The sequence below is a fragment of the Pseudomonas sp. TNT2022 ID642 genome (assembly GCF_028656995.1).
Taxonomy (GTDB): Bacteria; Pseudomonadota; Gammaproteobacteria; order Pseudomonadales; family Pseudomonadaceae; genus Aquipseudomonas.
Genome location: NZ_JAMDGW010000006.1, coordinates 70,948 through 97,933 on the forward strand (window position 1 = coordinate 70,948; position 26,986 = coordinate 97,933).

Here is a 26,986-nt window from a genome sequence, read left to right on the forward strand (position 1 = left end):
TGCCCTGCCCGGCGCATGGAGCGCGCCGTTCTTCACACTCCATGGAGGGAGTTTTCATGCCGCAACAGGGTTTCAGCCTGATAGAACTGCTTATGGGACTGGCGATTGGCGCAATTGTTCTGCTGTTGGTCAGTCCGGCGTTTGCCACACTCAGAGAATCGAACCATCGGGATCAAGCGGCGCAATCGCTGCTTGATGGCCTTCGCAACGCCCGCACACTGGCCATCACGCGCAATCAGAGCGTGGTGATTCATGGCATCAACGGCGACTGGAGTCAGGGCTGGCGGATCATTCTGGATATCAGCGGCAAAGGGTCGAAGGACAGCAGCAATCCGCTACTGCAAGAGCGTGCGAGCGACAAGCAGGTGCCGATCGTCGGCAATTGGTCGGTGAGTCGTTATGTACGCTTCAGCAGTCTGGGGCAACCGCTGATGCCCGGGCGGGCATTTCAGGCAGGGACATTACATGTCTGTTCGGCTCGCGAGCCGGTCAGCCAGCGCCAGATAGTGCTGGCGGCGACCGGACGCGTGCGCCTGAACAGTAAAGAGGCTGAGCAGGCGCTGTGTCAAAAAACCGAAAACGTCAGATCGAACGTACGCGCAGCTCTTTAGGCATCGAGAACGTGATGTTCTCTTCGCGCCCGGCCAGTTCATCGGCGCCGGTTGCGCCCCAGGCCTGCAATTGCTGAATCACGCCGCGCACCAGCACTTCCGGCGCAGAGGCACCGGCGGTGATGCCAATACGTTCAACGCCATCGAACCAGCTCTTCTGCAGGTCTTCGGCGCCGTCGATCAGATAGGCCGGTGTGGCCATGCGCTCGGCGAGCTCACGCAGACGGTTGGAGTTGGAGCTGTTCGGGCTACCGACTACCAGCACCACGTCGCACTCGTCGGCCAATTGCTTGACCGCGTCCTGGCGGTTTTGCGTGGCGTAGCAGATGTCGTCCTTGCGCGGACCACCGATGGCCGGGAAGCGCGTGCGCAAGGCATCGATGACGCGACTGGTGTCGTCCATCGACAGCGTCGTCTGAGTAACGAAAGCCAGTTTTTCCGGATTGTGCACCTGCAACTCGGCAACGTCTTTCTCGTCTTCGACGAGGTAAATCGCGCCGCCATTGCTGCCGTCGTACTGACCCATGGTGCCTTCGACTTCCGGGTGACCGGCATGGCCGATCAGGATGCACTCACGACCGTCGCGGCTGTATTTCGCCACTTCGATGTGCACCTTGGTCACCAGCGGGCAAGTGGCGTCGAATACTTTCAGGCCACGGCCGGCGGCTTCGGTGCGCACGGCTTGAGAGACGCCGTGGGCACTGAAGATCACGATGACGTCGTCCGGCACCTGATCCAGCTCTTCGACGAAGATCGCTCCGCGGCTGCGCAGGTCCTCAACGACGAACTTGTTGTGCACCACTTCATGGCGCACATAGATCGGCGGCCCGAAGACTTCCAGGGCGCGGTTGACGATTTCGATCGCCCGGTCCACGCCGGCGCAGAAGCCACGGGGGTTGGCGAGTTTGATTTGCATGCTGTGCCTCGTGTCTTGCGCGCAAGAAATAGCGAAAACGGTGGAAAACATTGTGGGAGCGAGCCTGCTCGCGAAAGCTGACTGACAGTCAACATCGATGTCGCCTGACACACCGCTTTCGCGAGCAGGCTCGCTCCCACATTTTTACAGCGCTTTGACGGAAATGATTTCCACGTCAAAGGTCAGCGTCTTGCCCGACAGCGGGTGATTGAAGTCGATGGTCACTTGCGCGTCATCGAACTCTTTCACCACACCCGGCAACTCAGTATTGGCCGCATCGTTGAAGATCACCAGCAAACCCGGTGACAACTCCATGTCGACAAACTGCGAACGCGGAATGATCTGCACGTTCTGCGGGTTCGGCTGGCCGAAGGCGTTTTCCGGCTCGACGGTCAGCGTACGTTTGTCGCCTGCCTTGAAGCCGAACAGCGCCGCTTCGAAACCCGGCAGCAAATTGCCGTCGCCGACCTTGAAGGTCGCCGGGGCTTTGTCGAACGTACTGTCGACGGTGTCGCCGTTCTCCAGGCGCAATGCAAAGTGCAAGGTGACTTCCGTGTTCTGGCCGATGCGTTGCTCAGCCAATACCTGTTCAGTCATGAACGGCTTCTCCGGTCTTTTTACTTTTGAACATATCCAGTGCCAGCATCACCGCGCCAACGGTAATCGCGCTGTCGGCGAAGTTGAACGCCGGGAAGTACCAGCGGTTCTGCCAGTGCACCAGAATGAAGTCGATCACATGGCCCAGGGCAATGCGGTCGTACAAATTGCCCAACGCGCCACCCAGCACCAGCGCCAAAGCGACGGCCAGCCAGGTTTCGTTGCGGCCCAGGCGCTTGAGCCAGACCACCAGCACAGCACTGACGACAATTGCGATCAGGGCGAACAGCCAACGCTGCCACCCGGAGCTGTCAGCCAAGAAGCTGAACGCAGCGCCGGTGTTGTAAGCCAGGGTCCAGCTGAAGTAATCGGGAATGATCACGATCTGCTGGAACATTTCGAGCTTGCCTTCGAAGTAGAACTTGCTGGCCTGGTCGATGACCAGAACCAGCAAACTCAACCACAGCCAGCTCAACCGTCCGAAACGGCCAACGGCATTAGGCATAGTGACGAACCTCGCCAGCGCCGCTGATGTTGTCGACGCAACGACCGCAGATTTCCGGATGTTCCGGGTTGACGCCAACGTCTTCGCGGCAGTGCCAGCAACGGGCGCACTTCGGGAAGGCCGATTTGACGATCTTCAGCTTCAGGCCGCTGACTTCAGTCACTACCGCATCGGCCGGAGCCTGTACGAACGGCGCAACGCTGGCAGTCGAAGTGATCAGGACAAAGCGCAGTTCGTTGCTCAGCTTGGCCAGATCGGCGCTCAGGGCGTCTTCAGCGTACAGCGTCACTTCGGCTTGCAGGTTGCCACCGACGGCCTTGGCCGCGCGCTGGATTTCCATCTCTTTGTTGACCGCTACTTTGACCGCCATTACGCGTTCCCAGTAGTCGCGGCCCAGCTCAACGTCTGCCGGCAGTTCGGTCAGACCTTCGTACCAGGTGTTGAGCATCACCGACTCGTTGCGCTCGCCCGGCAGGTATTCCCACAACTCGTCAGCAGTGAAGGCGAGGATCGGCGCGATCCAGCGCACCAGCGCTTCGGAGATGTGGAACAGCGCGGTTTGCGCCGAACGGCGGGCCTTGCTGTTGGCGCCAGTGGTGTACTGACGGTCCTTGATGATGTCGAGGTAGAAACCGCCCAGCTCCTGCACGCAGAAGTTGTGGATCTTGGAGTAGACGTTCCAGAAACGGTATTCGCCGTAGTGCTCTTGCAACTCTCGTTGCAGCAGCAAGGTGCGATCAACCGCCCAACGATCCAGCGCGAGCATTTCTTCGGCCGGCAAGATGTCGGTAGCCGGGTTGAAACCGCTCAGGTTCGAGAGCAGGAAACGCGCGGTGTTACGGATGCGACGATAGGCGTCCGCACTGCGTGTCAGGATCTGATCCGATACCGCGATCTCGCCCGAATAATCTGTCGAAGCGACCCATAGACGCATGATGTCAGCGCCCAATGTGTCGTTGATCTTTTTCGGCTCGATCACGTTTTTCAGCGACTTCGACATCTTGCGACCAGACTCGTCAACGGTAAAACCGTGGGTCAGCAGTTCGCGGTACGGCGCATGATTGTCGATGGCGCAACCGGTCAGCAGCGACGAGTGGAACCAGCCACGGTGTTGGTCGGACCCTTCCAGGTACAGGTCGGCGCGCGGGCCGCTCTCGTGACCCATCGGGTGCGAACCGCGCAGGACGTGCCAGTGCGTGGTGCCCGAATCGAACCAAACGTCGAGGGTGTCGCTGATCTTGTCGTACAGCGGCGCTTCGTCGCCGAGCAGTTCGGCAGCGTCCATCTTGAACCAGGCTTCGATGCCTTCGACTTCAACGCGCTTGGCGACTTCTTCCATCAGCTCGACGGTGCGCGGGTGCAGTTCGCCGCTTTCCTTGTTGAGGAAGAACGGGATCGGCACGCCCCAGTTGCGCTGACGCGAGATGCACCAGTCCGGACGGTTGGCAATCATCGAGTGCAGACGCGCCTGACCCCAGGCCGGAACGAACTTGGTGTCTTCGATGGCTTTGAGCGAGCGCACACGCAGGGTGTCGCCGCTGGTTGGCTCTTTGTCCATGCCGATGAACCACTGCGCGGTGGCGCGGTAGATCAGCGGAGTCTTGTGGCGCCAGCAGTGCATGTAGCTGTGTTCGATGACGGTGGTGTGCATGAGCGCACCGACTTCGGTCAGCTTGTCGACGATGGCCGGGTTGGCCTTCCAGATGAACTGGCCGCCGAAGAATTCCAGCGACGGCACGTACACGCCATTGCTCTGCACTGGATTGAGGATGTCGTCGTTGACCATGCCGTATTTCTTGCAGGTTACGAAGTCGTCCACGCCATAGGCAGGAGCGGAGTGAACCACGCCCGTGCCGGCGCCCAGTTCAACGTAGTCAGCCAGGTACACCGGCGACAGACGGTCATAGAACGGGTGACGGAAATTGATCAGCTCCAGCTCTTTACCGGTGGTGGTCGCGATGACCGAGCCTTCCAGGCTGTAGCGCGCCAGGCAGGCTTCGACCAGTTCTTCAGCCAATACCAGCAGCTTGTCGCCGACATCAACCAGCGCGTAGTTGAATTCCGGGTGAACGTTCAGCGCCTGGTTGGCCGGGATGGTCCACGGGGTGGTGGTCCAGATCACGATCGAGGCAGGTTTGCCCAGCGACGGCAGACCGAACGCGGCAGCCAGTTTGGCTTCGTCAGCGATCGGGAAGGCAACGTCGATGGTCGAGGACTTTTTGGTCTCGTACTCGACTTCCGCTTCAGCCAGGGCCGAACCGCAGTCGAAGCACCAGTTCACCGGCTTGAGGCCTTTGAACACGAAACCGCCCTTGACGATTTCGGCGAGGGCGCGGATTTCACCGGCCTCGTTCTTGAAATCCATGGTCTTGTACGGGTTGGCCCAGTCGCCCAGCACGCCGAGACGGATGAATTCGGACTTCTGCCCTTCGATCTGCTCGGTGGCGTAGGCACGGCACAGCTCGCGGGTCTTGTCCGCGCCCAGGTTCTTACCGTGGGTCACTTCAACCTTGTGCTCGATCGGCAGGCCGTGGCAGTCCCAACCCGGGACATACGGCGCGTCGAAGCCCGACAGGGTCTTCGAGCGGATGATCATGTCCTTGAGAATCTTGTTCAGTGCGTGACCGATGTGGATCGTGCCGTTGGCATACGGAGGGCCGTCGTGCAGAACGAACTTCGGACGATCCTTGCCAATCTCGCGCAACTTTCCGTACAGGCCAATACTGTCCCAGCGCTGCAGGATCTGCGGTTCGCGCTGTGGCAGGCCGGCCTTCATTGGGAAGGCGGTGTCCGGAAGGTTTAGCGTGGCTTTATAGTCGGTCATTTAAGGCTCTTCATTAGCGATGGGCGCTAGGTGCGGCTAGTGCACGGGCGGTGGCGACATCCGCATTGATCGCCGTTTTCAATGCCTCCAGGGAGGCGAAGCGCTGCTCTTCACGCAGCTTTTGGTGGAAAACCACCGTCAAACGCCGGTCATACAGATCGCCGGCAAAATCTAGAAGATGGACTTCAAGGTGGGCCTTGCCATCACCTTGCACCGTGGGCCGTACGCCGATATTGGCGACGCCGGGCCAGGTCTTGCCGTCGATATCGACATCCACCAGATACACCCCGGTAAACGGCACGCGACGACGCTTGAGTTGAATATTGGCTGTGGGCGTACCCAGTTGCCGGGCCAGCTTCTGGCCATGCAGCACGCGACCGGCAATCCGGTACGGGCGACCGAGCAAACGTTCGGCCAAGGCGAAATCGGCGGCGGCCAACGCGTTGCGCACCTGGGTGCTGCTAACGCGAATGCCGTCCAGCTCGACGGTTTGCGCCGCTTCAACGGTAAAACCGTGAACCTGCCCGGCCTGCATCAGGAAGTCGAAATCGCCGAGACGGTCGCAACCGAAGCGGAAATCGTCACCGACTTCCAGGTGCTGCACGCCGAGACCATCGACGAGGATGGTATCGACGAATTCACTGGCGCTGAGCTTGCTCAGGCGCTGGTTGAAGGCCAGGCACAACACCCGGTCAACGCCTTCGGCGGCCAGCAGTTGCAGCTTGTCACGCAGCCGCGCCAGACGCGCCGGCGCGGTCTCGGGGGCAAAGAACTCCCGTGGCTGCGGCTCGAAAATCACCACGCAGCTGGGTACGCCCAACTCGAGCGCACGCTCACGCAGTCGGGCCAGGATAGCCTGGTGACCACGGTGAACACCGTCAAAGTTGCCAATAGTGGCGACGCAGCCCCGATGCTGGGGGCGCAAGTTGTGGAGGCCTCGAACCAGCTGCATAACGCGCTTCTTGCTCATAAAGTGGTCGATTATAACCACACCCGACGGCCGACGACAGGCAACACCGTAACGCAAAGTGAACGAGCCGACAAAACTGCCGGCCCGCGCCTACTTATAAAGGGTAAAACCTTAGCTCAAGGCCTTGCGATTGAAGTCGCGCAGGCGGAAACCCAGCAGCAGCAACATACCGAAATACGCCACTACGCCGGCAGCCACCAAAGCGCCCAGACGCAGGAAGCGCTCAAGCATGTGACCTTGATCCCACGCCGGCATGAAATGCATGCCAAGCAGCAGCACTGCCGACATCACCGTCACCGCGATCACCAGCTTGAAACCAAACTTGGCCCAACCCGGCTGCGGCTGATACATCTGCTGTTTACGCAGTTGATAGAACAGCAATCCGGCGTTGAGACAGGCACCGGCACTGATCGCCAGGGCCAGCCCAGCGTGCGCCAACGGGCCAATCAGCACCAGGTTGAACAACTGAGTGACCACCAGGGTGAAGATTGCGATTTTTACCGGTGTACGGATGTTCTGTTGCGCATAAAAGCCCGGTGCCAACACTTTGATCACGATAATCCCGAGCAGACCGACAGAGTAAGCAATCAATGCGCGCTGGGTCATTTCGGCGTCGAAGCCACTGAACTGACCGTACTGGAATAACGAAACAGTCAGCGGCTCGGCGAGAATCCCCAGCGCCAGCGCACAGGGCAGCACCAGCACAAAGCACAGGCGCAGGCCCCAATCGAGGATTCGCGAGTACTCATGGCGATCCTTGCTGGCATAGGTTTTCGCCAACGTCGGCAGCAGAATCGTCCCCAATGCCACGCCAAGCACGCCGGATGGCAACTCCATCAAGCGGTCGGCGTAATACATCCACGACACCGAGCCTGCGACCAGAAACGAGGCGAAGATGGTGTTGATGATCAGCGAGATCTGGCTGACCGACACGCCGAGAATCGCCGGCAGCATCTGCTTCATTACGCGCCAGACGCCGGTATCGCGCAGGTTCAGGCGCGGCAACACCAGCATGCCGATCTTTTTCAGGTGCGGCAGCTGATAGAGCAACTGCGCCAGTCCACCGACCAGTACTGCCCAGCCCAGCGCCATCACCGGCGGATCGAAGTACGGCGTGAGGAACAGCGAAAACACGATCATGCTGACGTTGAGCAACGTCGGCACAAAGGCCGGCACCGAGAAACGGTTCCAGGTATTGAGAATCGCGCCCGCGAGTGAGGACAGGGAGATCAGCAATATATAGGGGAACGTCACCCGCAACAGATCGGAGGTGAGCTGGAATTTTTCCGGCGTATCGGTAAAACCCGGGGCCGTCGCCCAGATCACCCAGGGCGCAGCGATCATGCCCAGCGCCGTCACTACCGCCAATACCAGCGTCAGCAGACCCGACACATAGGCAATAAAGGTTCGGGTCGCCTCTTCACCCTGCTGGCTTTTGTATTCAGCGAGAATCGGCACGAATGCCTGAGAGAACGCGCCTTCAGCGAAGATACGCCGCAACAGATTGGGCAGTTTGAAGGCAATAAAAAAGGCGTCCGTCGCCATCCCGGCGCCGAAAGTACGAGCAATCAGCGTGTCACGAACAAAGCCCAGAATCCGGGAAAGCATCGTGATAGAGCTGACGGCGGCCAACGATTTGAGCAGATTCATTGAGGGAATTTGTGCCTGTCGATAAACAGCAGGCGAACAAAGCGCCTACTTGTGCGATACTCCGCGCCGCAGCAGCACAGAGCCAAAGCTCGCGAGTTTACAGGTCAAGCGCCGGAAATAAATATCCCGCCTCTTTATACCTACCACTTAGCGGAACGTTTCAAGTGCCCTTGACAAGACTTCAACTCATCGGCATGATTCGCGGCCTATTTTGTTTGCTATTTCCTAAAAAGTCTTTCGAGGAGCTCGACGGTGGCCAACTCACCTTCCGCCAAAAAACGTGCAAAACAGGCTGAGAAGCGTCGCAGCCACAACGCCAGCCTGCGTTCCATGGTTCGCACCTACATCAAGAATGTAGTTAAAGCCATTGACGCAAAAGACGCTGAAAAAGCTCAAGCTGCATACGTTCTGGCTGTGCCAGTTATCGACCGCATGGCCGATAAAGGCATCATCCACAAGAACAAGGCTGCTCGTCATAAGAGCCGTCTGAATGGCCACGTTAAAGCGCTGAAAGAAGCCGCTTAATCGACGTAGTCATTAAAAAACCGACCTTAGGGTCGGTTTTTTATTGCCTGTGATTTAACAAATCCCAGCGCAAAAAAATGTAGGAGTGAGCCTGCTCGCGATAGCGGTGTCACAGTCAATAATTGCATCGACTGACACACCGCTATCGCGAGCAGGCTCACTCCTACAGTTGGATTTGCGGTGTTATTGCTGGACCGGCACCCATGGCAGGATCGGGATGGCGGTCACGGCATTCTGCGGACTGCCTTCGATCAAGCGGTCGCTGTAGACCAGATACACCAGCGTGTTGCGCTTCTTGTCGAGGAAACGCACCACCTGCATGGTCTTGAATACCAGCGAAGTGCGCTCCTTGAACACCTCATCGCCATCCTTCAGATCACCCTTGAACTTGATCGGCCCTACCTGACGACAGGCGATCGAAGCTTCGGCACGATCTTCAGCCAGACCCAGACCACCCTTCACACCGCCAGTCTTGGCGCGCGACAGGTAGCAGGTAACCCCTTCGACTTTGGGATCATCGAAAGCCTCGACCACAATGCGGTCGTTCGGGCCGACAAACTTGAACACCGTCGACACCTGACCGATTTCTTCGGCCGAGGCCAGCAATGGCATTGCCATCAGCAAGCCCAACAATCCTTTCGCTAAACGCATCGAGTTTTCCTTAAACCAGAATCAGGTTGTCACGGTGAACCAGTTCAGGCTCCGCCATGTAACCGAGCAAACCGACAATCGCATCTGACGACTGACCGATGATTTTTTGTGCTTCCAGCGCACTGTAGTTGGCCAGACCACGAGCAATCTCGCGACCATCGGGCGCCACGCAGACGACCATCTCGCCGCGACGGAAGCTGCCTTGAACCAGTTTGACACCGACTGGCAGCAAGCTTTTGTTGCCTTGGGACAATGCCGACACCGCGCCATCATCCAGCACCAGCGTGCCGCGAGTTTGCAGATGCCCAGCCAGCCATTGCTTACGCGCCGCAAGCATGCCGCGCTCAGGCGACAGCAATGTGCCGATGCGCTCACCCGCCTTCAGACGATCGAGCACGCGCTCAAGACGCCCACCAACAATAATGGTGTGCGCACCGGAACGCGCAGCCAGACGTGCCGCACGCAGCTTGGTCTGCATGCCGCCACGACCCAGCGCGCCGCCAGTACCACCCGCCACTGCATCCAGGCTCGGATCATCCGCGCGCGCCTCGTAAATCAGCTGCGCATCGGGGTTATTGCGCGGATCGGCGTCGAACATGCCATCGCGATCGGTCAGGATCACCAGCAGATCCGCCTCGACCAGGTTAGCCACCAGCGCCGCCAGCGTATCGTTGTCGCCGAAACGGATTTCGTCGGTGACCACGGTGTCGTTTTCGTTGATGACAGGAATAACTTTCAGCTCGACCAGTGCGCGCAGGGTGCTGCGGGCATTGAGGTAGCGCTTGCGATCGGACAGGTCGTCGTGAGTCAGGAGAATCTGTGCAGTGTGCCGGCCATGCTCAGCGAAGCTCGACTCCCACGCCTGCACCAGACCCATCTGACCAATTGCCGCAGCCGCCTGGAGCTCGTGCATCGCACTGGGTCGTGCGGTCCAGCCCAAACGACTCATGCCGGCCGCCACCGCCCCGGAGGACACCAGCACCAACTCGACGCCAGCCTCATGCAAGGCCACCATCTGCTCGACCCAGACACTCATTGCCGCGCGATCCAGCCCCTTGCCATCAGCTGTCAGCAAAGCGCTGCCGATCTTCACGACCCAACGCTGCGCACCTGTCACCTTGCTCCGCATCATCTTCAACCTTAGCTTGAGGGCAGCGCGACCCAGCGCCGCCCATGACGTTATTTGTGACTTGCGATTTCCAGATACTAAAACGCCGCTCGATTGAGCGGCGCCTTAGAAAAACGGCTTGCAGCGATGATAACACCGCCCCGAGATGAAGACTCAGCACACACCAGCGATCTTCTGGAGATCAAAAGATCGCAGCCTGCGGCAGCTCCTACCCAACGAATCAGTCACGCACGTAAATGATTTCCGGACCGTCTTCGTCATCCACATCTTCTTCGTCCCAATCATCGTCGCCGATGTCATGGACCGACTTCACGCCACTGCGGCGCAGGGCACGCTTGTCATCCAGCGCCTGCAGTTGCGCGCGCGCTTCATCTTCGATGCGCTGATCGAGGTCGGCCAGCTCTTCCTTGTAAGCCGGGTCATTGGCCAGGCGATCGGCGCGATCTTCCATGTAACGCATGATGTCGTGGCACAGACGCTCGGTACCGATCTTGGCGATCGCCGAGATCACGTAAACCGGACCAGTCCACTCAAGGCGATCAACGATTTCCTTGACGCGCTCATCGTGCTCTTCTTCAAGGATCTGGTCGCACTTGTTCAGCACCAGCCAGCGATCACGCTCAGCCAGGGACGGACTGAACTTGATCAGCTCGTTGACGATCACTTCAGCCGCATCCGGTGCACTGGAATCATCCAGCGGCGCCATATCGACGAGGTGCAGCAACAGACGCGTACGCGCCAAGTGTTTGAGGAAGCGAATGCCCAGACCCGCACCGTCGGAAGCACCTTCGATCAGACCCGGAATGTCAGCAATGACGAAGCTCTTCCAGCGATCGACGCTGACCACACCGAGGTTCGGCACCAGCGTGGTGAACGGGTAATCGGCAACTTTCGGCTTAGCGGCCGATACCGAACGGATAAAAGTACTTTTACCGGCATTCGGCAAGCCCAGCAGACCGACGTCAGCCAGCACTTTCATTTCCAGTTTCAGGTCGCGCTGCTCACCCGGCTTGCCCGGCGTGGTTTGACGCGGCGCACGGTTGGTACTGGATTTGAAACGGGTATTGCCCAGACCGTGCCAGCCGCCCTGCACGACCATCAGCTTCTGGCCAGCCTTGGTCAGGTCGCCGATCACTTCCTGGGTGGCAGAGTCGATCACCGTGGTGCCGACCGGCACGCGCAGGATCAGGTCTTCGCCTTTTTTACCGGTGCAGTCAGTGCTGCCGCCGTTGGAACCACGCTCGGCATCGAAGTGCCGGGTGTAACGGTAGTCGACCAGGGTGTTGAGGTTTTCGTCAGCCATCATGTAGATGGAACCGCCGTCACCGCCATCACCGCCGTTCGGGCCACCGTTTTCGATGAATTTTTCCCGACGGAAACTCATGGCGCCATTGCCGCCGTCACCAGCCTTTACGCGAATCGATACTTCATCAACAAACTTCATAACCAACGCCTCTCGCCATACGGACGAGCCGAAAAACAATCAAGACATAAGACTCTTGCAAAAATGAGCGCAGCGACCCCAAAACACGACATGTATCGCACGCCGACAGCCCATACAAACAGTTTTGCAAGAGACTCACCCCACAAACGAAAAAGCCCCGTCGCGAGACAGGGCTTTTCCAGCGATCGCGCAATTAAGCTGCGACAACGCTCACGTAACGGCGGTTGAACGCGCCTTTTACTTCAAACTTGATCACGCCTTCGATTTTCGCGAAGAGGGTGTGATCCTTACCCATGCCAACGCCGTAGCCAGCGTGGAATTGGGTGCCGCGCTGACGCACGATGATGTTGCCCGGAATGATTTTCTGGCCGCCATACATCTTAACGCCAAGGCGTTTGGCTTCTGAGTCGCGACCGTTACGGGTACTACCACCAGCTTTTTTGTGTGCCATGAGTCAATTCTCCTAGTGAGGAATTAGGCTGAAATTAAGCCTGAATACCGGTGATTTTGATCTCGGTGTACCACTGGCGGTGGCCCATACGCTTCATGTGGTGCTTACGGCGACGGAACTTGATGATGCGGACTTTATCGTGACGACCTTGGGAGATCACTTCAGCCACAACGGTAGCGCCAGCAACAACTGGAGCGCCGATATTCACGTCGTCGCCATTGGCAACCAACAGAACGCGATCAAAGGTAACGGATTCGCCGGTGGCGATTTCCAGTTTTTCGATCTTCAGGTATTCACCTGGGGCGACTTTGTACTGCTTGCCGCCAGTAACGATTACTGCATAAGACATGGTATTTCTCCGATAATCCTGCTCACCCAGCTCTTTATAGGAAGAGGTATTGGCTGGCATGGCTGCATAAGGCTGGAAGGCCCGTTGCAATTGCGTAAGGCAGGTGCTGCCCAGGAAGTTCAGGGTGCGCGATTGTACGCAAGGCGCGGCAGGCTTGCAAGTAGCCGTCCATCGCGCCTTGACAGGTCTGGACGGGGGTCCTAGCATGCCGCGCAACCCTTCTGGAGCGACTCTCGCTGATGCAACCCCAAGCTTTCTACCGCGCGGTGGCGGACGATTTTAGCGCCGTCGACGGCATCATCAAGAAGCAGCTGACTTCCCGAGTACCGCTGGTATCGAAAATCGGCGATTACATCACCTCGGCCGGCGGCAAACGTCTGCGTCCTTTATTAGTGTTGCTGTGTGGCAAGGCCCTGGGTCGCGAAGGCGACGACATGCGCCTGTTGGCCGCCACCATCGAATTCCTGCACACCGCCACTCTGCTGCATGACGACGTGGTCGACATGTCCGGCATGCGCCGTGGCCGTTCGACCGCCAACGCCATGTGGGGCAATGCTCCGAGCGTGCTGGTCGGCGACTTCCTGTACTCGCGCTCGTTCGAAATGATGGTCGAACTGGGCTCGATGCCGGTGATGAAGATCCTCTCCCAGGCCACGCGCATCATCGCCGAAGGCGAAGTGCTGCAACTGTCCAAGGTTCGCGACGCCAGCACCACCGAAGAAACCTACATGGAAGTCATCCGCGGCAAGACCGCGATGCTCTTCGAAGCCTCGACCCACAGTGCCGCCGCACTGGCCGGTGCTACCGCCGAACAGAGCGAAGCCCTGCGCACCTTCGGTGATCACCTGGGTGTCGCATTCCAACTGGTCGACGACTTGCTCGACTACAAGGGTGACGCGGAAACCCTGGGCAAGAACGTCGGTGACGATCTGGCCGAAGGCAAACCGACTCTGCCGCTGATCTACACCATGCGCGAAGGCACGCCGGAACAGGCTGCACTGGTGCGTCAGGCGATCCAGAAAGGCGGGATCGAAGATCTGGAAAGCATCCGCATTGCCGTGGAAGCGTCCGGTTCGCTGGAGTACACCGCGCAACTGGCCCGTGATTACGTGGCTCGTGCGATCAAGTGCCTCGATGCCCTGCCGGCCAGTGAATATCGGGATGCGCTGGTTGAACTGAGTGAGTTTGCGGTCGCCCGTACGCACTGATATCGCTGAAGCAAGATCAAACGATCGCAGCCTTCGGCAGCTCCTACAGGGGCTGTCGGGGCTGCGATTTTTGCTTTTGACTGCCTGAAAAGCTAAAACCCTATACAATGTGCGACTTTTAGCGATCCACATCCCAAGGAGCCTTAGTGAGCACGTTGCCACCCTGCCCGAAATGCAATTCCGAATACACCTACGAAGATGGCACCCAACTGGTGTGCCCGGAGTGCGCCCACGAGTGGTCCGCCAGTGGCGAAGCCGAAGTGGCGTCCGATGACGCCGTGAAGAAAGATTCGGTCGGCAACGTCCTGCAGGACGGCGACACCATCACCGTGATCAAGGATCTGAAGGTCAAGGGCACCTCGCTGGTGGTCAAGGTCGGCACCAAGGTCAAGAACATCCGCCTGTGCGATGGCGACCACGACATCGACTGCAAGATCGACGGCATCGGCCCGATGAAACTCAAATCCGAGTTCGTCAGAAAGGTCTGAATCGCTTGTCATCCATCCCGCGCCAGGCGTGGGATGGAGCTTCGCCCTCCCCGCTCCGCCCCAGCAAAACCAAGCAATAGCCAAACGCCAGCCGTTTTGACCTTACGCAATCTTTACCCGGAAAATTTCAGAATCCGCCAATAGACGCTTGCTATTTGATGAATAAGAATTATTCTCATTGAAACCCTTCAAGGAGATGAGAACCATGACTTATTTGATCGACGCGTGGCTGGACCGCCCACACCCTTACCTCAGAATCCTCCATCGGGAAACCGGTGAAGTCTGTGCGGTGCTTGAAGAAGAAGCTCTGCATGAACTGCAGGATCAAGGGGATCTGGACGTCAGCAGCCTCAATTCCAGCGAGCCGCTGGTGCTCAAGGAGCTGGTGCGCAATCTGTTCCTGTTCTGCTATGCCCGGGCGTTGCGCCCGACCAGTGAGCTGCATCACAAGATAGAACTATGAGCATCACCCAAAAAACTGTGGGAGCCAGCCTGCTGGCGATGGTACCAACGCGGTCCTGAAGGAAAACCCGGTCGACCCTATCGCCAGCAGGCTGGCTCCCACATTAGCCCGCCATCAAGGCAGGCCCGGTCTTACAGAACGTCCAGCAGCTCGACGTCGAATACCAGAACGCTGTGCGGCGGGATGCTGCCAACGCCTTGAGCACCGTAAGCCAGTTCGCTCGGCACGTACAGACGCCATTTGCTGCCGGCATTCATCAGTTGCAGGGCTTCGGTCCAGCCAGCGATCACGCCGCCAACCGGGAATTCTGCAGGCTGGCCACGCTCGTAGGAGCTGTCGAACACGGTGCCGTCGATCAGTGTGCCGTGGTAGTGAGTACGCACTTGATCTTCACGGGTTGGCTTGGCGCCTTCGCCCTGAGTCAGCACTTCGAATTGCAGGCCGGAAGCCAGGGTGGTGATGCCATCACGCTTGGCGTTTTCAGCCAGGAAAGCCAGGCCTTCGCCTGCAGCGGCTTCAGCTTTGGCAGCGGCTTCGGCTTGCATGATCTCGCGGATCACTTTGAAGCTGGCGGACATTTCTTCCTGGCCAACACGGCTTTCCTTACCGGCGAACGCGTCGGTCAGACCGGCCAGGATGGCGTCCAGGCTAACGCCCGGTGGCGGGTTGTCGCGCAGCTGGTCACCCAGCTGACGGCCGATGCCATAGCTGACGCGGGTTTCGTCGGTGGACAGATTTACTTCGGACATGACACTGCTCCGCTGTGCGGACGGCCACAAGACTTGCCGTGCTTGCACAGCGCGTCCCGGCGCGCCCGGAACCAAAAGGGCGAGCAGACTAGCACAGATGTCCCGCGATGGCGCACAACGCCTACAGGGCAGAACGCCAGGCCAGCGGCACCTTCAGGCTTTCCTCGCCACTGGCGCCCAGACCACACATTTCATCATGTACCGAGGTGTGTACGAGGTTGAACGGCAGCACCGGAAGGTCATGCAGCAAATCCCGCGCATGCTCAACCGAGCGCAGCGTCAGCATCTTGCCCTTGAGATCACTCAACGGATACGCCGCCCCATGCATCCGCGCTTCGAGCAGATAAATCCCGCCTTCCATGGAGATCAGATTCAGCTCATCAACCTTCTTGGCGATGGCAAACGCATTCAACTCTTGCAGGTTCATGAACGCACCTCACAACGTGGCGAGTCAGGACCTCTACAGGGATATGCCCGCGCGCACCAAAGCACAAGCCACAAACGACACCGCCCGTCTGTTTCACAACAGACGGGCGGTGTTTTTGCAGCGATCAACGGTTGATCAGTGCTTGGTGACCTTGTCCAGGTAACCCATGGCGAAGGCCGAGACGACGAAGGTCATGTGGATGATCACGTACCACATCAAGTGCTCTGGATCGACGTTCTTGGCATCCATGAAGATGCGCAGGAGGTGGATCGAGGAGATCGCCACGATCGAAGCCGCGACTTTCATCTTCAGCGACGAAGAGTCCATGGTGCCGAGCCAGCTGAGCTTTTCCTTGCCTTCATCAATGTTCAGTTCAGAGACGAAGTTCTCGTAGCCGGAAATCATCACCATCACCAGCAGGCCGCCGACCAGCGCCATATCGATCAGCGACAGCAGCACCAGAATCAGTTCCGACTCGGCCATCGAGAACACGTTGGGCAGGATGTGGAAAACTTCCTGGAAAAATTTCAGTGCCAGCGCCAGCAGTCCGAGGGACAGCCCGATATAGATTGGCGCCAGCAGCCAGCGCGAGGCGTACATTGCATTTTCGATAAAGCGTTCCATTGAATCTCACACAGGGGGGCTGGAAATGGCGGCGAGTATAACAGCCCCCTATGACAGCCAGAAACCGCCGAAAAATCCGCCACCTGCGTGTGTGAGTGATTTTTTTTCTGCTAGTGTCCAAACCATTGACAGCCCAGTGACTGTAGACAGGACGCGTGGAAATGGATGTGCGATTACCAATAACGACTGCCGGAATATGCCTTGCTGTGTTGCTCAGCGGCTGCTCGCCCGGCGACGAGAAGCACGCCGCCAGCCTTGAAGAAAAGACCGCAACGTTCGAACAGTCGCTGGACGCCATCACCGATTCGAAACTCAAGGACGCCATCACCGAACTCGGCGGCTCACTGCTGCTGCTCGAACGCGCGCAGCTCAAACTCGCCGATAATCCACCGCGCACCGAATACGGCGAAGACGCCCTCGCCGTGCTCAAGCACTACCCTGCCCCGCAGACCCTGGTCGACACTTTTATCAATGGCCTGTTCGTGCTGCACAAGGACGCCAGTTCCGATTACCTCACTGATCTGCAACCGGTGTTCCCGTTCAACCTGAACATTCCCGGCGGCTTCCTGTTCCCCCATGGCGTGGAGTGGCAGTCGGTGACGTTGAGCAACAAACGTGTGATCGCCTATCAGCCGGAATGGTCGGAAACCGATCCGGGCATTCAGCTCAGCCCCTCCAGCTCCAACGTCACCAACCCCGATGACCTGACCGTGACTTACCCATTCATCGACGGACTGGATGTGGACAAGAAGACCCTGCCGCAACCGGTCAGCCTGCGAGGCCAGATCGAAGTCATCGCCCCGCGCCGCCTGTACAGCTTCGACCTGACGCAAAAGGACGTCGGCCAGACCCGCAGCAATGACAACCTCAGCGTCAAACTGCTGAAGCTTGAACAGAATTACGCCGAAGTCGAATTCAGCAACAACCTTCCGCTGGCTACGGAAGTCGCCGATGCCCAGCTCAACCCGATGATCGTTCAGGCCCGCGATAACACCGGACAGTACCTGGTGCGTGCCGGCTCGATCAACGAGAGTCCGGAGCAAGTAGCCTTCTACGAGAAACAACTGACGTACCTGCAACAGCAGAAAACCTGGAGCGATACGCTGGAAAAGCAGCTGACCCAGGAACAGCAGGATTTCGAGCAGAAACACCCGCGTCGCTACAACAAGGTCTATTTCAATGGCCCGATCGAAACGCTGGAAGTCAGCGTGCTGGATTTTTCCTCGGCGACCGTGACCCGCAAATCGCTGGACCTGCCGATTCGCACGTTCAATCAGCACACCACGGAGAAAACCATCCAGCCACTGGATCCGTCGGTGACCGTTTACGACGATCTGGCGGCCAACTGGCTCAAGGGCGCGAGCCTGACCGAAGAGCAATTGAAGGCGGGCATCCGCGTCCACCAATCCGTGGAAGAGCCGAGCGCTGCCCGCATCGAGTTTTCCCACCGCCGCACGTTCAACGATGAATTGCTGGGCGACGACTTCAATCCCGGGGTCAGTCCTGTCACGTTCTTCACCGAAAAGCGCGGTGGCAAGCTCGATGAACCGATTGAATTGCCGCCCGAGGCCTATCAAGTCGATCCGCTGCGCGCGACGATCACCTACGACCTGAACCTGTTCCCGGAAACCCCGGCGATTGCCGTCGGCTCAATGCCGCTGTTTCTCGCCACGGTGGCCAAACAGGCGTACGACGCCAAATCCTTGCCCAACGGCCTGGAGATCAAGAACAACCAATTGGTGGTGGACCTGAAACTGTTCCCGCCCAACGAGTGGCGTTTCTTCGTCAAAGACGACAGTGGCAACTACCTCAAGCAGATCCTCTCGGTCAGCCACGATGCGAGCGCAGAAGGCCCGGCGCTGTTTGGCGTGCATTATTTCTACGGCCGCCCAACCCACGTGGAAGCCTATCAGCGCACCGACCTCGCCACCGTGCAATACGGTTTTGAGGTCAAACTCGACAAGGCGCAGCTGCCTGATGCTGTCCCTTGAAGGGCAAGATCAAAAGATCGCAGCCTGCGGCAGCGCCTACAGGCGTAGATCCTAATTCAGGCTGCGGCCACGACCACCGTTGATCTGCCGCAACTGCGCTTGCAGGTGCAGGCTCCAGATCTGCGGATCATCGGCCAGTTCATAGCCGTGCAAGGTCAGACTTTCGACGATGGTGTCGAGTATCGATTCAGCGGCGACCGGCCCATGAAACGGGCCTTGGGCCTTGATGGCGGAAGGTTGTTCGCCGGCCATGCCGGCGGCGAAGAGCAGCGTCCACATGCCGTTATCGCCGGCCAACGGCTTGATGGCGCATTCGATACGGGTCACGAGACCCAGGCATTGACGGGTGAGACAGAGGTTGCGCGACATGGCGGCGACCCTCGGTGAAGCCGGTATTCAGCCCTCACGGGAGGACTGGCTCGATCCAGTGATACTGTCGATATCCTTGAGCTGAGAATAGAGGAAAAGTTCGCTGCGCAAGCCGAATGGAACCAGAAGGCGCCGAATGGTCATTGTGTGAATATTGGCGTCAGAGTAGTGGCGAATTTTCGATGAATTCACACAAAACAAATGTGGGAGCGAGCCTGCTCGCGAATGCGGAGCGTCAGGCAACTTATTCGTCGTCTGATACAGCGCTTTCGCAAGCAGGCTCGCTCCCACAGTTTTTGACCGCGTTAAAGCTTAAGCCGGTTTGGCTTCGGCCAAAGCCTCCTGCGCCAGTTCCTTCTCAGCTTCCTTGAGGTCTTCTTCGCTGATCATTTCGGCGATGTCGCGCAAGCGCTCCACCACCCGTGCGTTGATGCTGCCTTCCGGGAATTCGCCATCGGCATTCGGCTCACCGGCCGGTTCGCCCACCAACAGACTCAACGCCTCGTCGGCCTGTCGCACCGCATACACGTGGAACTGCCCGGCACGCACCGCCGCCAGTACTTTCTCATCGAGCATCAGCGTGGCGACGTTGGCCTGCGGAATGATCGCGCCCTGCTCGCCGGTCAAGCCGCGTGCTTCGCAGAGGCGGAAGAAGCCTTCGATCTTCTCGTTGACCCCACCAACCGCCTGCACTTCACCGAACTGGTTGATCGAACCGGTGATCGCGAAGCACTGCTTGAGCGGGGTTTTCGACAGCGCCGAAATCAGCGTGCACGCCTCGCCCAACGACGCACTGTCGCCATCAACGTAACCGTAGGATTGCTCCAAAGCGATGCTCGCGGAAATCGCCAACGGGAATTCCTGGGCGTAACGGCTGCCCAGATACCCGGTGAGGATCATCACGCCTTTGGAGTGAATCGGCTGCCCAAGGTTGACCTCACGCTCGATGTCGACGATGCCGCTGCCACCCGGATAAACCGTGGCGGAAATACGCGCCGGCACACCAAACGCCGAGTCGCCGACTTCGAGCACGGTCAGACCGTTGCACTTGCCGACTGCAGCACCATCGGTGTCGATCAGGATGATCCCGGCGAGCATGTCGTCGAGAATCCGCGCCGACACACGCCCGGTGCGCGTGGCTTTGGCTTTCAGCGCTCGTTCGATATGCCCGGCATCGGTCATCTCATCGCCGGCCAGATGACGAATGAAATCCGCCTCACTGACCAACTGGAACAGATCGCCAATGCGCGCCGATAAACGCCCTTGGTGTTCGGCCAGGCGTGCACTGTAGGTCGCCAGACGCGCCACCGCATCGGCGGTCAGCGGTGCCATGCCTTCTTCCGAAGTTCGGGTTTTCAACAGCTGGGCGAATTGCTCCAGGCTCTCGTCGACCATCGGGATGTCTTCGTCGAAATCAACGAGAACGCGAAACATCTCCTGGAAGTCCGGATCGAGGTCTTGGAGCGTGTAGTACAGCGATCGCGCACCGATGATGATGACCTTGACCTGCAACGGAATGTGCTGCGGGTTGAGCGTCACCGTGGCGAAACGGCCCATCTCGCCCAGCGGCGATTCCATTTTCAGCTTGCGCGATTGCAAGGCGCGTTTCAGCGCATCCCATACGAACGGCTCGCTGAGCATTTTTTCCGCTTCAAGAATCAGGAAACCGCCGTTGGCGCGGTGCAAGGCACCCGGACGCAACTGGCGATAGGTGGTGTAAAGCGCGCCCTGATCGGTGGTGTATTCGATGCGGCCGAAGAGGTTTTCGTAAGTCGGGTGCGGCTCGAACACCACTGGCGCACCGCCGCTCACTGGATGACCGACCACCAGGCTCGGCGCGTATTGCTCTTCCAGCAGCTTGCGCGCAACGGCGTCGGTCTTGCTGTCATCGACCAGTTGCTCGACCACGGTTTTCAGCAGATAGACCTGCATGGCTTGCAGGTAACCGCAGACCGCAGCGTTCTCGGCGTACTTCTCCGACAACGGTGACAGCAACGGCTGCAAGGCCAAGGTGATGGTTTCTTCGTTGAGCGCACGCAGCTGATTGTTCGACTCACGCTTCCATTGCGGCAGGCTGGCGAGTTCTTCGTTCAGGCGCTCTTCGAGGCCGGAAATGTCATCGTGGAAACGCTCACGATCGGCTTCCGGCAACTGAGCGAATTCCGCTTCATCCAGCGCTTTACCGTCGAGCATCGGCGTGAAGGCAATGTTGCTGGCGTCGCGATACAGGGCGACGTCTTTTTCCAGGGCCAGACGCTCGATGATGTCGAGGGCCTTGTCGTAGCGCTGGTTGAAAGCTCGGTCGATGGCGCTTTTCTTTTGCTGGTAGGACGGGTGCTCGAACACCGCTGGAAACGTCGCCAGCAGGTTGTCGATCAAACCGTTGATGTCACCGATGAATGCGCCGGCCGTGCCCGAAGGCAGTTCCAGCGCACGCGGCTCGCGCGGCTCATCGAAGTTATTGACGTAGACCCAGTCCGCCGGGGTCTGCAGGCGTTTGCCTTCGGCCTTCAGGTAGCGTTTGACGAACGAGAAACGGCCAGTGCCGGGCTCGCCCATGACGAATACGTTGTAACCGGGGCGTGGCATGGCCACACCGAACTGCAAGGCTTCGACCGCGCGTTCCTGGCCGAGCACACCGCGAAAGGGCTCCAGATCATTGGTGGTAGTGAAGCTGAACTGTTCAGCGGAAAACGGACGGGTCAGCGCTTCGGGCGCGAGACGCAAGCTGGCAGCAACAGGATCAGGCATCGGGCTTCCTTAACAATCAGGCGGGGCAGATAGCGGCATTCTGGCGCTGCCCGTGCCCCACTGGCAAGGCGCGCCACACCACAAAGCATAGACAACCGGCCAAGCCGGCGGCCCGCCCCCGGAAACCGGGGTTTATTCCAAATATTTTGCAAAAAACCACGGAACCCCTGGAACGTGCCTAAACTCCAAACTGCGCGGCTGGAACTAATACCGGCCCACTGGCTTCGTTTGGGTCTGTCTCGTACAGAGCTTGGGGGGCCAGAACCCTGTCCATTGGTATGCACATAAAGAGAACAAAGCTATGAAACGGATTCTTCTCGGTACTCTCTTCACCGCTGTATCCATCAACGCAATGGCGCAAGCTCCAGGCGGCCCGGATTGCGGTTGGGGCAACATGCTGTTCGAAGGTCAGCGTGGCACCCCTGCTCACTTCCTCGCTTCCACCACCAACGGCACGTCCGGTAACGCCACCTTCGGGATGACGTCCGGCACCAACGGCTGCTCGACCAACGCATCGCTGACCTACGGCGGCAAATCCTGGTTTGCCATGAATGGCATGATGAACGAGCTGTCCGAAGACATGGCCAAAGGCAACGGCGAAGCGCTGACGACTTACGCCGTGGTACTGGGCGTAGCGCCGGAAGACCGTGCGCACTTCGCGGCTGTGACTCACGAGCACTTCCAGCAGATCTTCAGCAAGGCTGACGTGACCGCTGAAGACGTGCATACCAACACCCTGGCCGTGCTGAAATCGGATCCTCGTCTGGCCAAGTACGCAACTCAGGCTTAAGCTCGACCTCGCCCGCTTCCTTCGGGAAGCGGGTTTTATTTTTTCGGCCCGTCCCTCCTTGGGTCTTTATTTCTTTCCTGTTCAAGTTGCCGACTATGCTCAAACGCCTTGCCTGGCTGGCGCTCTGTGTCTGCGCCCCGCTGTCCGCCGCGCCAACCATCGACCCTCAACGTTTGCAGCAACTGGCCAACGACCGCTTCTGGATTTCCCTCGGTCACTACGAAACCGCCAAGCTTGGCGGCTGGCGCAGCTATGTCAGCGACAAGAAGTTCTTTCTGGCGCCCGATGGCAATGAACATCCCGATCATGAACTGGCGGCCACCGTGCAAGCGCTGTACGCCCCGGCCAGTCTTGGCGAGCAACATGCGCAATGTGTGTATCCGGCGCGCACTCGCTGGTTGAAAGCGCAGCTCAATCTCAGCGATCTGCCGACACCTGCATGCGCCGAATACAAGAAGTGGTTCAAGGATGTTTCGCCGCACAGCGCGGTGATGATCTTCCCGGCGGCTTATTTGAACAGCCCGTCATCGATGTTCGGTCACACCCTGCTGCGTATCGATCAGGCTGACGTGCAGGCCGACAAGACATCGCTGCTCAGTTACGCGATCAACTTCGGCGCCTACATCGAAGGCTCGGACAACAGCATTCTGTATGCCTGGAAAGGTTTGATGGGCGGTTATCCGGGATTGTTCGCCCTGGTGCCGTATCAGGAAAAACTCTCCGAATACCGCAGCCTGGAAAACCGCGATCTGTGGGAATACCGGCTCAATCTGACCCAGGAAGAAACCGCACGCATGGTCGAGCATGTGTGGGAGTTGAAGCAGATCCAGTTCGACTACTTCTTCTTCGACGAAAACTGCTCGTATCGCTTGCTGGAGTTGCTGCAAGTCGCACGGCCGAGCCTGCGCCTGACCGAACAATTCCCGTTGACCGCGATACCCACGGACACCGTTAAAGCGGTGAAAGAAGCCGGGCTGGTGGAAAGCATCGAATATCGCCCGTCCCGTGAGCGCGAATTGCTCAGCCGCGCCGAGCCATTGAACAGTGACGAACAGCAATGGGTGCTGAACGTCAGCGCCGATCAGCAGCAGTTGCAGGATCCGGCTTTCAAAGCCCTGCCACGCGACCGTCAGGCGTTGATCATCGACGCGGCGTATCGCCTCGAGCGCTACCGCGCCAACGGGCAGGAACGTGATCCGCAACGGGCGCAGCGCAGTTTCGAATTGCTGCGGGCGATCAACAAGAACCCGGCACCTGAGTTGGACATTCCGCAGCCAGGCTTGCCGGAAGACGGCCACGAATCCCGCACCTGGCAGGCCGGTCTCGGCACCCGTGGTGATCGTGCATTCGGTGAGTACGGTTTGCGCATGGCCTATCACGATCTCAACGACAACGCCGAGAGCTTCCCGCTCGGCGCACAGATCGAAATCCTGCAGATGAAGTTGCGTCAGTACGAAGGCAATCACTGGCAGTTCCAGCAACTGGATCTGGCGACGATTCGCTCGCTGACGCCACGCAATGAGCTGCTGCAGCCGCTGTCGTGGCAGGTCACCGGTGGCCTGGAGCGCGTACCGGGCAAGCACGATGACGAAACGCTGGTCAGCCACGTCAACGGTGGTGGCGGTGGCACGTGGGCGCTGGGTGAGGATGTGCTGGGTTTTGCTCTCGGCACGGTACGCGTTGAACACAACAATGACTTCGCCGAGTTCGTGTCCCCGGCGGGTGGTTTCAATACCGGCGTGTTGTGGAAAAACCCGCTGGGCAATCTCAGTCTGGAGGCCAAGGGCGATTACTTCTTCAATGGCGAAGTGCGCCGCAGCCTGAGTCTGAATCAGCAGTGGGAATTGTCGCGCAACCTTGGTTTGCGCCTGAGTGCGCAGCGTGAGTTCAGCCATCTCGCCACGCCGGAAACCGAAGTCATGCTTGAAGTGAAGTGGTATCACTATTAAAAGATCGCAGCCTTCGGCAGCTCCTACATTTGGAATGTGCTTCACCTGTAGGAGCTGTCGCAGGCTGCGATCTTTTGATCTTTCTTTCACACCCCACCAACGAATCCCCTTCTAGACTTTCCCCATAAGCCGGACAACCGGCGCGGGAGAGTGCGATGTGGCGGTGTGCGGGTTTGCTGGGTGTTGTGCTGTTGCTGGGCGGTTGCCAGACCACCCATGAAGATCTGATCGCCAAAGGTTATCCACCGGCCTTCGCCGACGGTTTCGATGACGGTTGCATCAGCGGTCGTCAGGCGGCCGGTTCGATCAGCGGCGAGTTTCGCAAGAACGTGCCGCGTTATCTCAAGGACAAGCAATACGCCGAAGGCTGGACCGACGGCTTCCGCCAGTGTCAGGCGATGCTGGAGAACAAGGATCGCGAGCAATACCGCAACGAACATTGGGACGAACGCGAGCGCGCCTGGCAACAACAGAAAGATCAGGACGCCGGGCGGGCCTATCGCTCGCAATAGGTCGTTTCCAGACATCCAGTGAAACCAAATGCCTGCGAGCATGGCCCAAACCTCATACGAGGAGGACACCATGAGTCGCGCATTCGTCAACGAAGACAACGCCGCCGCACAAGCCGATCAGCCGGTCGAACGCCAGGTCAGCGAGCAGCCCAATTACGTCACGCCGCAAGGGCTGGCGCAGTTGCAGGCGAAAGTCACCGAACTGCAAACCCTGTATGCCGAACAATCAGCCAGAGGTGAGCAGGCCGACAAGCAACGGCTGGCGGATCTGCAAAGGGATTTGCGTTATTTCAATCAGCGCCTGAGCAGCGCACAAGTCGCCGTAGCAGCAACGTCCAGAGACAAAGTGCAGATCGGCAGTTGGGTGACCTACGCCGATGAGCACGACACCGAACGCCGGGTGCAACTGGTCGGCGAAGATCAGGCCGATGCCAGCAAAGGCCTGATCAATTGGGACTCACCGCTGGGCCGCGCGCTGCTCGGTGCCCGACTCAACGACGAGGTGCTGTGGCAGCGCCCCGCCGGCGATCAAATGATTGAAGTGATCCGCATCGAACCGGCTTAAACCACGCCCTGCGCGAGCATTGCGTCGGCGACTTTGACGAAGCCGGCGATGTTCGCGCCTTTGACGTAGTTGATCCGCCCGTTCTCTTCGCCGTAATGCACGCAAGCGTGGTGGATCGACTGCATGATCGCGTGCAGCTTGCTGTCCACCTCACCCGCCGTCCACAGCAGACGCATGGCGTTCTGCGACATCTCCAGACCGCTAACCGCGACACCGCCGGCGTTGGAGGCTTTGCCCGGGGCGAACAGAATGCCGGCCTCGATAAAGATATCCACAGCCTCCAGCGTGGTCGGCATGTTCGCGCCTTCAGCCACGCACACGCAGCCATTGCGCAGCAACGTGCGCGCAGCTTCTGCGTCGAGTTCGTTCTGCGTGGCGCACGGCAGCGCGATGTCGCACGGCAACGACCACGGCAGCTGACCGGCGCGGAATTCCAGGCCGAACGCTGCCGCCAATTCGCTGATGCGTCCGCGTTTGACGTTTTTCAGCTCCAGCAGCGCCAGCCACTGCTCTTCACTCAACCCGGCTTCGCAATACAACGTGCCTTCGGAGTCGGACAGGGAAATCACTTTGCCGCCCAGATCCATGACTTTGCGCGCGGCGTACTGCGCAACGTTGCCGGAACCGGAAATCGCCACGCGTTTGCCTTCGACGGTCTGCTCGCGGCGCTTGAGCATTTCTTCAGCGAAATACACGCAACCGAAACCGGTGGCTTCCGGACGAATCAGGCTGCCGCCGTAGGTCATGCCTTTGCCGGTCAGCACGCTGGTGAACTGGTTGCTCAAGCGCTTGTACTGGCCGAAGAGGAAGCCAATCTCGCGCGCACCGACACCGATGTCACCGGCGGGTACGTCAACGTCGGCGCCAATATGGCGATACAACTCGCTCATGAACGCCTGGCAGAAACGCATGACTTCAGCGTCGCTCTTGCCCTTCGGATCGAAGTCCGAGCCGCCCTTGCCGCCGCCCATGGGCAGCGAGGTCAGCGAGTTTTTGAAGGTCTGTTCGAAGGCGAGGAATTTCAGCACGCCCATATTGACCGAAGGATGGAAGCGCAAGCCGCCCTTGTACGGGCCGATAGCGCTGTTCATCTGGATGCGGAAACCGCGATTGACCTGCACTTTGCCCTGATCGTCGACCCATGACACGCGGAACACCACGGCACGCTCCGGCTCGCAGATGCGCTCCAGAATCCCTGAGCTCAGGTAATGCGGATTGGCTTCGAGAAACGGCCACAGACTGCGCAGGACTTCTTCGACGGCCTGGTGGAATTCGGGTTGATCCGGGTCGCGTTTTTTCAGACGAGCGAGGAAGGATTCGACGGATTCGATCATGGGAAAAGTCTCGGCAAATTTATTGTCGTTGGAGGAGATTGGGCCGGACTGTAACAAACGAAATGCGCACAGGAACAGAGCAAAATGTCGCAGTTATGAAATTAAATGGTGCACAGGATATAAATCAGGCTGGTTTTTGCCCAG

The 26,986-nt window shown here is 58.8% G+C and carries 27 protein-coding genes; 10 read left to right on the forward strand and 17 right to left on the reverse strand.

Going from position 1 to position 26,986, the window contains the following annotated elements:
* Window positions 1–56 precede the first annotated feature (56 nt).
* Window positions 57–611: a GspH/FimT family pseudopilin gene (locus M5G26_RS05065; protein WP_134177293.1), complete on the forward strand. Its 555-nt coding sequence runs from the start codon at window positions 57–59 to the stop codon at window positions 609–611.
* On the opposite strand, the gene ispH is transcribed toward M5G26_RS05065, so the two are convergent.
* The 6 genes from ispH to murJ all read right to left on the reverse strand — a co-directional run bounded on the left by ispH (window position 583) and on the right by murJ (window position 8,073).
* Entirely contained in the window at window positions 583–1,527 is a 945-nt protein-coding gene (gene ispH, locus M5G26_RS05070) for a 4-hydroxy-3-methylbut-2-enyl diphosphate reductase (RefSeq protein WP_034153853.1), read from the reverse strand. The two genes, M5G26_RS05065 and ispH, sit on opposite strands and share 29 nt — an antisense overlap.
* A 144-nt stretch (window positions 1,528–1,671) precedes the next feature.
* On the reverse strand, window positions 1,672–2,109 hold the full coding sequence (gene fkpB / locus M5G26_RS05075) for an FKBP-type peptidyl-prolyl cis-trans isomerase (RefSeq protein WP_180988114.1): 438 nt from the start codon (window positions 2,107–2,109) through the stop codon (window positions 1,672–1,674).
* 7 nt (window positions 2,110–2,116) lie between these two features.
* Window positions 2,117–2,629, reverse strand: a complete 513-nt coding sequence (gene lspA, locus M5G26_RS05080) for a signal peptidase II (protein WP_007909836.1) — start codon at window positions 2,627–2,629, stop codon at window positions 2,117–2,119.
* Entirely contained in the window at window positions 2,622–5,453 is a 2,832-nt protein-coding gene (ileS, locus tag M5G26_RS05085; RefSeq protein WP_038361705.1) for an isoleucine--tRNA ligase, read from the reverse strand. Before ileS ends, lspA begins: the two co-directional genes overlap by 8 nt.
* Before the next feature lie 13 nt (window positions 5,454–5,466).
* Entirely contained in the window at window positions 5,467–6,405 is a 939-nt protein-coding gene (gene ribF, locus M5G26_RS05090) for a bifunctional riboflavin kinase/FAD synthetase (protein ID WP_038361708.1), read from the reverse strand.
* A gap of 129 nt (window positions 6,406–6,534) precedes the next feature.
* Window positions 6,535–8,073 (reverse strand): murein biosynthesis integral membrane protein MurJ, encoded by a 1,539-nt coding sequence (murJ, locus tag M5G26_RS05095; RefSeq protein WP_134177291.1) that lies wholly within the window; start codon window positions 8,071–8,073, stop codon window positions 6,535–6,537.
* A gap of 252 nt (window positions 8,074–8,325) precedes the next feature.
* On the opposite strand from murJ, the gene rpsT reads away from it, so the two are divergent.
* The gene (gene rpsT / locus M5G26_RS05100) at window positions 8,326–8,598 is read left to right on the forward strand and encodes a 30S ribosomal protein S20 (protein WP_003228351.1); all 273 of its coding nucleotides are present in this window, start codon (window positions 8,326–8,328) and stop codon (window positions 8,596–8,598) included.
* A 183-nt stretch (window positions 8,599–8,781) separates the two neighbouring features.
* Here rpsT and M5G26_RS05105 read toward each other — a convergent pair whose 3' ends face one another.
* The 5 genes from M5G26_RS05105 to rplU form a co-directional block, all read right to left on the reverse strand.
* A complete protein-coding gene (locus tag M5G26_RS05105; protein ID WP_007909822.1) occupies window positions 8,782–9,249 on the reverse strand; it encodes a CreA family protein in 468 nt (155 codons plus the stop codon).
* A gap of 10 nt (window positions 9,250–9,259) precedes the next feature.
* Window positions 9,260–10,378 (reverse strand): glutamate 5-kinase, encoded by a 1,119-nt coding sequence (proB, locus tag M5G26_RS05110; protein WP_034153848.1) that lies wholly within the window; start codon window positions 10,376–10,378, stop codon window positions 9,260–9,262.
* Window positions 10,379–10,598: 220 nt separating this feature from the next.
* Window positions 10,599–11,822: an Obg family GTPase CgtA gene (gene cgtA / locus M5G26_RS05115; protein ID WP_016986202.1), complete on the reverse strand. Its 1,224-nt coding sequence runs from the start codon at window positions 11,820–11,822 to the stop codon at window positions 10,599–10,601.
* Window positions 11,823–12,015: 193 nt separating this feature from the next.
* Complete coding sequence (rpmA, locus tag M5G26_RS05120) at window positions 12,016–12,273, reverse strand: 50S ribosomal protein L27 (RefSeq protein ID WP_003176049.1); 258 nt, start codon at window positions 12,271–12,273, stop codon at window positions 12,016–12,018.
* A gap of 34 nt (window positions 12,274–12,307) precedes the next feature.
* Window positions 12,308–12,622, reverse strand: coding sequence for a 50S ribosomal protein L21 (rplU, locus tag M5G26_RS05125; RefSeq protein ID WP_003176051.1), 315 nt, complete (start codon window positions 12,620–12,622; stop codon window positions 12,308–12,310).
* A 239-nt stretch (window positions 12,623–12,861) separates the two neighbouring features.
* Between rplU and M5G26_RS05130 the strand changes: the two genes are divergently transcribed.
* The 3 genes from M5G26_RS05130 (at window position 12,862) to M5G26_RS05140 (ending at window position 14,781) form a co-directional block, all read left to right on the forward strand.
* Entirely contained in the window at window positions 12,862–13,830 is a 969-nt protein-coding gene (locus M5G26_RS05130; RefSeq protein WP_007950962.1) for a polyprenyl synthetase family protein, read from the forward strand.
* 146 nt (window positions 13,831–13,976) lie between these two features.
* A complete protein-coding gene (locus M5G26_RS05135) occupies window positions 13,977–14,318 on the forward strand; it encodes a zinc ribbon domain-containing protein YjdM (RefSeq protein WP_016986200.1) in 342 nt (113 codons plus the stop codon).
* 205 nt (window positions 14,319–14,523) lie between these two features.
* A complete protein-coding gene (locus tag M5G26_RS05140) occupies window positions 14,524–14,781 on the forward strand; it encodes a PA4570 family protein (protein WP_034153845.1) in 258 nt (85 codons plus the stop codon).
* A 131-nt stretch (window positions 14,782–14,912) separates the two neighbouring features.
* Here M5G26_RS05140 and M5G26_RS05145 read toward each other — a convergent pair whose 3' ends face one another.
* The 3 genes from M5G26_RS05145 to M5G26_RS05155 form a co-directional block, all read right to left on the reverse strand.
* Window positions 14,913–15,530, reverse strand: a complete 618-nt coding sequence (locus M5G26_RS05145; RefSeq protein ID WP_008078561.1) for an FKBP-type peptidyl-prolyl cis-trans isomerase — start codon at window positions 15,528–15,530, stop codon at window positions 14,913–14,915.
* A gap of 121 nt (window positions 15,531–15,651) precedes the next feature.
* The gene (locus M5G26_RS05150) at window positions 15,652–15,957 is read right to left on the reverse strand and encodes a DUF6482 family protein (protein WP_150694646.1); all 306 of its coding nucleotides are present in this window, start codon (window positions 15,955–15,957) and stop codon (window positions 15,652–15,654) included.
* 135 nt (window positions 15,958–16,092) lie between these two features.
* Window positions 16,093–16,581, reverse strand: coding sequence for a TIGR00645 family protein (locus M5G26_RS05155; protein WP_007909801.1), 489 nt, complete (start codon window positions 16,579–16,581; stop codon window positions 16,093–16,095).
* A 161-nt stretch (window positions 16,582–16,742) separates the two neighbouring features.
* Here M5G26_RS05155 and M5G26_RS05160 point away from each other — a divergent pair, with 161 nt between their 5' ends.
* Entirely contained in the window at window positions 16,743–18,572 is a 1,830-nt protein-coding gene (locus M5G26_RS05160; RefSeq protein ID WP_273914609.1) for a hypothetical protein, read from the forward strand.
* Window positions 18,573–18,623: 51 nt separating this feature from the next.
* On the opposite strand, the gene M5G26_RS05165 is transcribed toward M5G26_RS05160, so the two are convergent.
* Window positions 18,624–18,941 (reverse strand): PA4575 family protein, encoded by a 318-nt coding sequence (locus M5G26_RS05165; RefSeq protein ID WP_095121723.1) that lies wholly within the window; start codon window positions 18,939–18,941, stop codon window positions 18,624–18,626.
* 312 nt (window positions 18,942–19,253) lie between these two features.
* Complete coding sequence (locus M5G26_RS05170; RefSeq protein WP_038361727.1) at window positions 19,254–21,692, reverse strand: Lon protease family protein; 2,439 nt, start codon at window positions 21,690–21,692, stop codon at window positions 19,254–19,256.
* Between the two features lie 301 nt (window positions 21,693–21,993).
* Here M5G26_RS05170 and M5G26_RS05175 point away from each other — a divergent pair, with 301 nt between their 5' ends.
* The 4 genes from M5G26_RS05175 to M5G26_RS05190 all read left to right on the forward strand — a co-directional run bounded on the left by M5G26_RS05175 (window position 21,994) and on the right by M5G26_RS05190 (window position 25,508).
* Entirely contained in the window at window positions 21,994–22,482 is a 489-nt protein-coding gene (locus tag M5G26_RS05175) for a DUF3015 domain-containing protein (RefSeq protein ID WP_007909797.1), read from the forward strand.
* A 95-nt stretch (window positions 22,483–22,577) separates the two neighbouring features.
* Entirely contained in the window at window positions 22,578–24,431 is a 1,854-nt protein-coding gene (locus tag M5G26_RS05180) for an Lnb N-terminal periplasmic domain-containing protein (protein ID WP_273914610.1), read from the forward strand.
* 155 nt (window positions 24,432–24,586) lie between these two features.
* A complete protein-coding gene (locus tag M5G26_RS05185; protein WP_038361731.1) occupies window positions 24,587–24,943 on the forward strand; it encodes a hypothetical protein in 357 nt (118 codons plus the stop codon).
* A gap of 70 nt (window positions 24,944–25,013) precedes the next feature.
* On the forward strand, window positions 25,014–25,508 hold the full coding sequence (locus tag M5G26_RS05190) for a GreA/GreB family elongation factor (protein WP_273914611.1): 495 nt from the start codon (window positions 25,014–25,016) through the stop codon (window positions 25,506–25,508).
* Here the strand turns inward: M5G26_RS05190 and gdhA are convergent.
* Window positions 25,505–26,842 carry an NADP-specific glutamate dehydrogenase gene (gene gdhA, locus M5G26_RS05195; protein WP_134177283.1) on the reverse strand — a complete coding sequence of 446 codons (1,338 nt, stop codon included), beginning with the start codon at window positions 26,840–26,842 and terminating at the stop codon, window positions 25,505–25,507. The genes M5G26_RS05190 and gdhA overlap by 4 nt on opposite strands.
* Between the last annotated feature and the right edge of the window lie 144 nt (window positions 26,843–26,986).

Coding starts and splice junctions, on each gene's coding strand:
- M5G26_RS05065 (WP_134177293.1), top strand. CDS start 57: ATGCCGCAACAGGGTTTCAGCCTGATAGAACTGCTTATGGGACTGGCG.
- ispH (WP_034153853.1), bottom strand. CDS start 1,527: ATGCAAATCAAACTCGCCAACCCCCGTGGCTTCTGCGCCGGCGTGGAC.
- lspA (WP_007909836.1), bottom strand. CDS start 2,629: ATGCCTAATGCCGTTGGCCGTTTCGGACGGTTGAGCTGGCTGTGGTTG.
- ileS (WP_038361705.1), bottom strand. CDS start 5,453: ATGACCGACTATAAAGCCACGCTAAACCTTCCGGACACCGCCTTCCCA.
- ribF (WP_038361708.1), bottom strand. CDS start 6,405: ATGCAGCTGGTTCGAGGCCTCCACAACTTGCGCCCCCAGCATCGGGGC.
- murJ (WP_134177291.1), bottom strand. CDS start 8,073: ATGAATCTGCTCAAATCGTTGGCCGCCGTCAGCTCTATCACGATGCTT.
- M5G26_RS05105 (WP_007909822.1), bottom strand. CDS start 9,249: ATGCGTTTAGCGAAAGGATTGTTGGGCTTGCTGATGGCAATGCCATTG.
- proB (WP_034153848.1), bottom strand. CDS start 10,378: ATGCGGAGCAAGGTGACAGGTGCGCAGCGTTGGGTCGTGAAGATCGGC.
- cgtA (WP_016986202.1), bottom strand. CDS start 11,822: ATGAAGTTTGTTGATGAAGTATCGATTCGCGTAAAGGCTGGTGACGGC.
- rpmA (WP_003176049.1), bottom strand. CDS start 12,273: ATGGCACACAAAAAAGCTGGTGGTAGTACCCGTAACGGTCGCGACTCA.
- rplU (WP_003176051.1), bottom strand. CDS start 12,622: ATGTCTTATGCAGTAATCGTTACTGGCGGCAAGCAGTACAAAGTCGCC.
- M5G26_RS05130 (WP_007950962.1), top strand. CDS start 12,862: ATGCAACCCCAAGCTTTCTACCGCGCGGTGGCGGACGATTTTAGCGCC.
- M5G26_RS05140 (WP_034153845.1), top strand. CDS start 14,524: ATGACTTATTTGATCGACGCGTGGCTGGACCGCCCACACCCTTACCTC.
- M5G26_RS05145 (WP_008078561.1), bottom strand. CDS start 15,530: ATGTCCGAAGTAAATCTGTCCACCGACGAAACCCGCGTCAGCTATGGC.
- M5G26_RS05150 (WP_150694646.1), bottom strand. CDS start 15,957: ATGAACCTGCAAGAGTTGAATGCGTTTGCCATCGCCAAGAAGGTTGAT.
- M5G26_RS05155 (WP_007909801.1), bottom strand. CDS start 16,581: ATGGAACGCTTTATCGAAAATGCAATGTACGCCTCGCGCTGGCTGCTG.
- M5G26_RS05160 (WP_273914609.1), top strand. CDS start 16,743: ATGGATGTGCGATTACCAATAACGACTGCCGGAATATGCCTTGCTGTG.
- M5G26_RS05165 (WP_095121723.1), bottom strand. CDS start 18,941: ATGTCGCGCAACCTCTGTCTCACCCGTCAATGCCTGGGTCTCGTGACC.
- M5G26_RS05170 (WP_038361727.1), bottom strand. CDS start 21,692: ATGCCTGATCCTGTTGCTGCCAGCTTGCGTCTCGCGCCCGAAGCGCTG.
- M5G26_RS05175 (WP_007909797.1), top strand. CDS start 21,994: ATGAAACGGATTCTTCTCGGTACTCTCTTCACCGCTGTATCCATCAAC.
- M5G26_RS05180 (WP_273914610.1), top strand. CDS start 22,578: ATGCTCAAACGCCTTGCCTGGCTGGCGCTCTGTGTCTGCGCCCCGCTG.
- M5G26_RS05185 (WP_038361731.1), top strand. CDS start 24,587: ATGTGGCGGTGTGCGGGTTTGCTGGGTGTTGTGCTGTTGCTGGGCGGT.
- M5G26_RS05190 (WP_273914611.1), top strand. CDS start 25,014: ATGAGTCGCGCATTCGTCAACGAAGACAACGCCGCCGCACAAGCCGAT.
- gdhA (WP_134177283.1), bottom strand. CDS start 26,842: ATGATCGAATCCGTCGAATCCTTCCTCGCTCGTCTGAAAAAACGCGAC.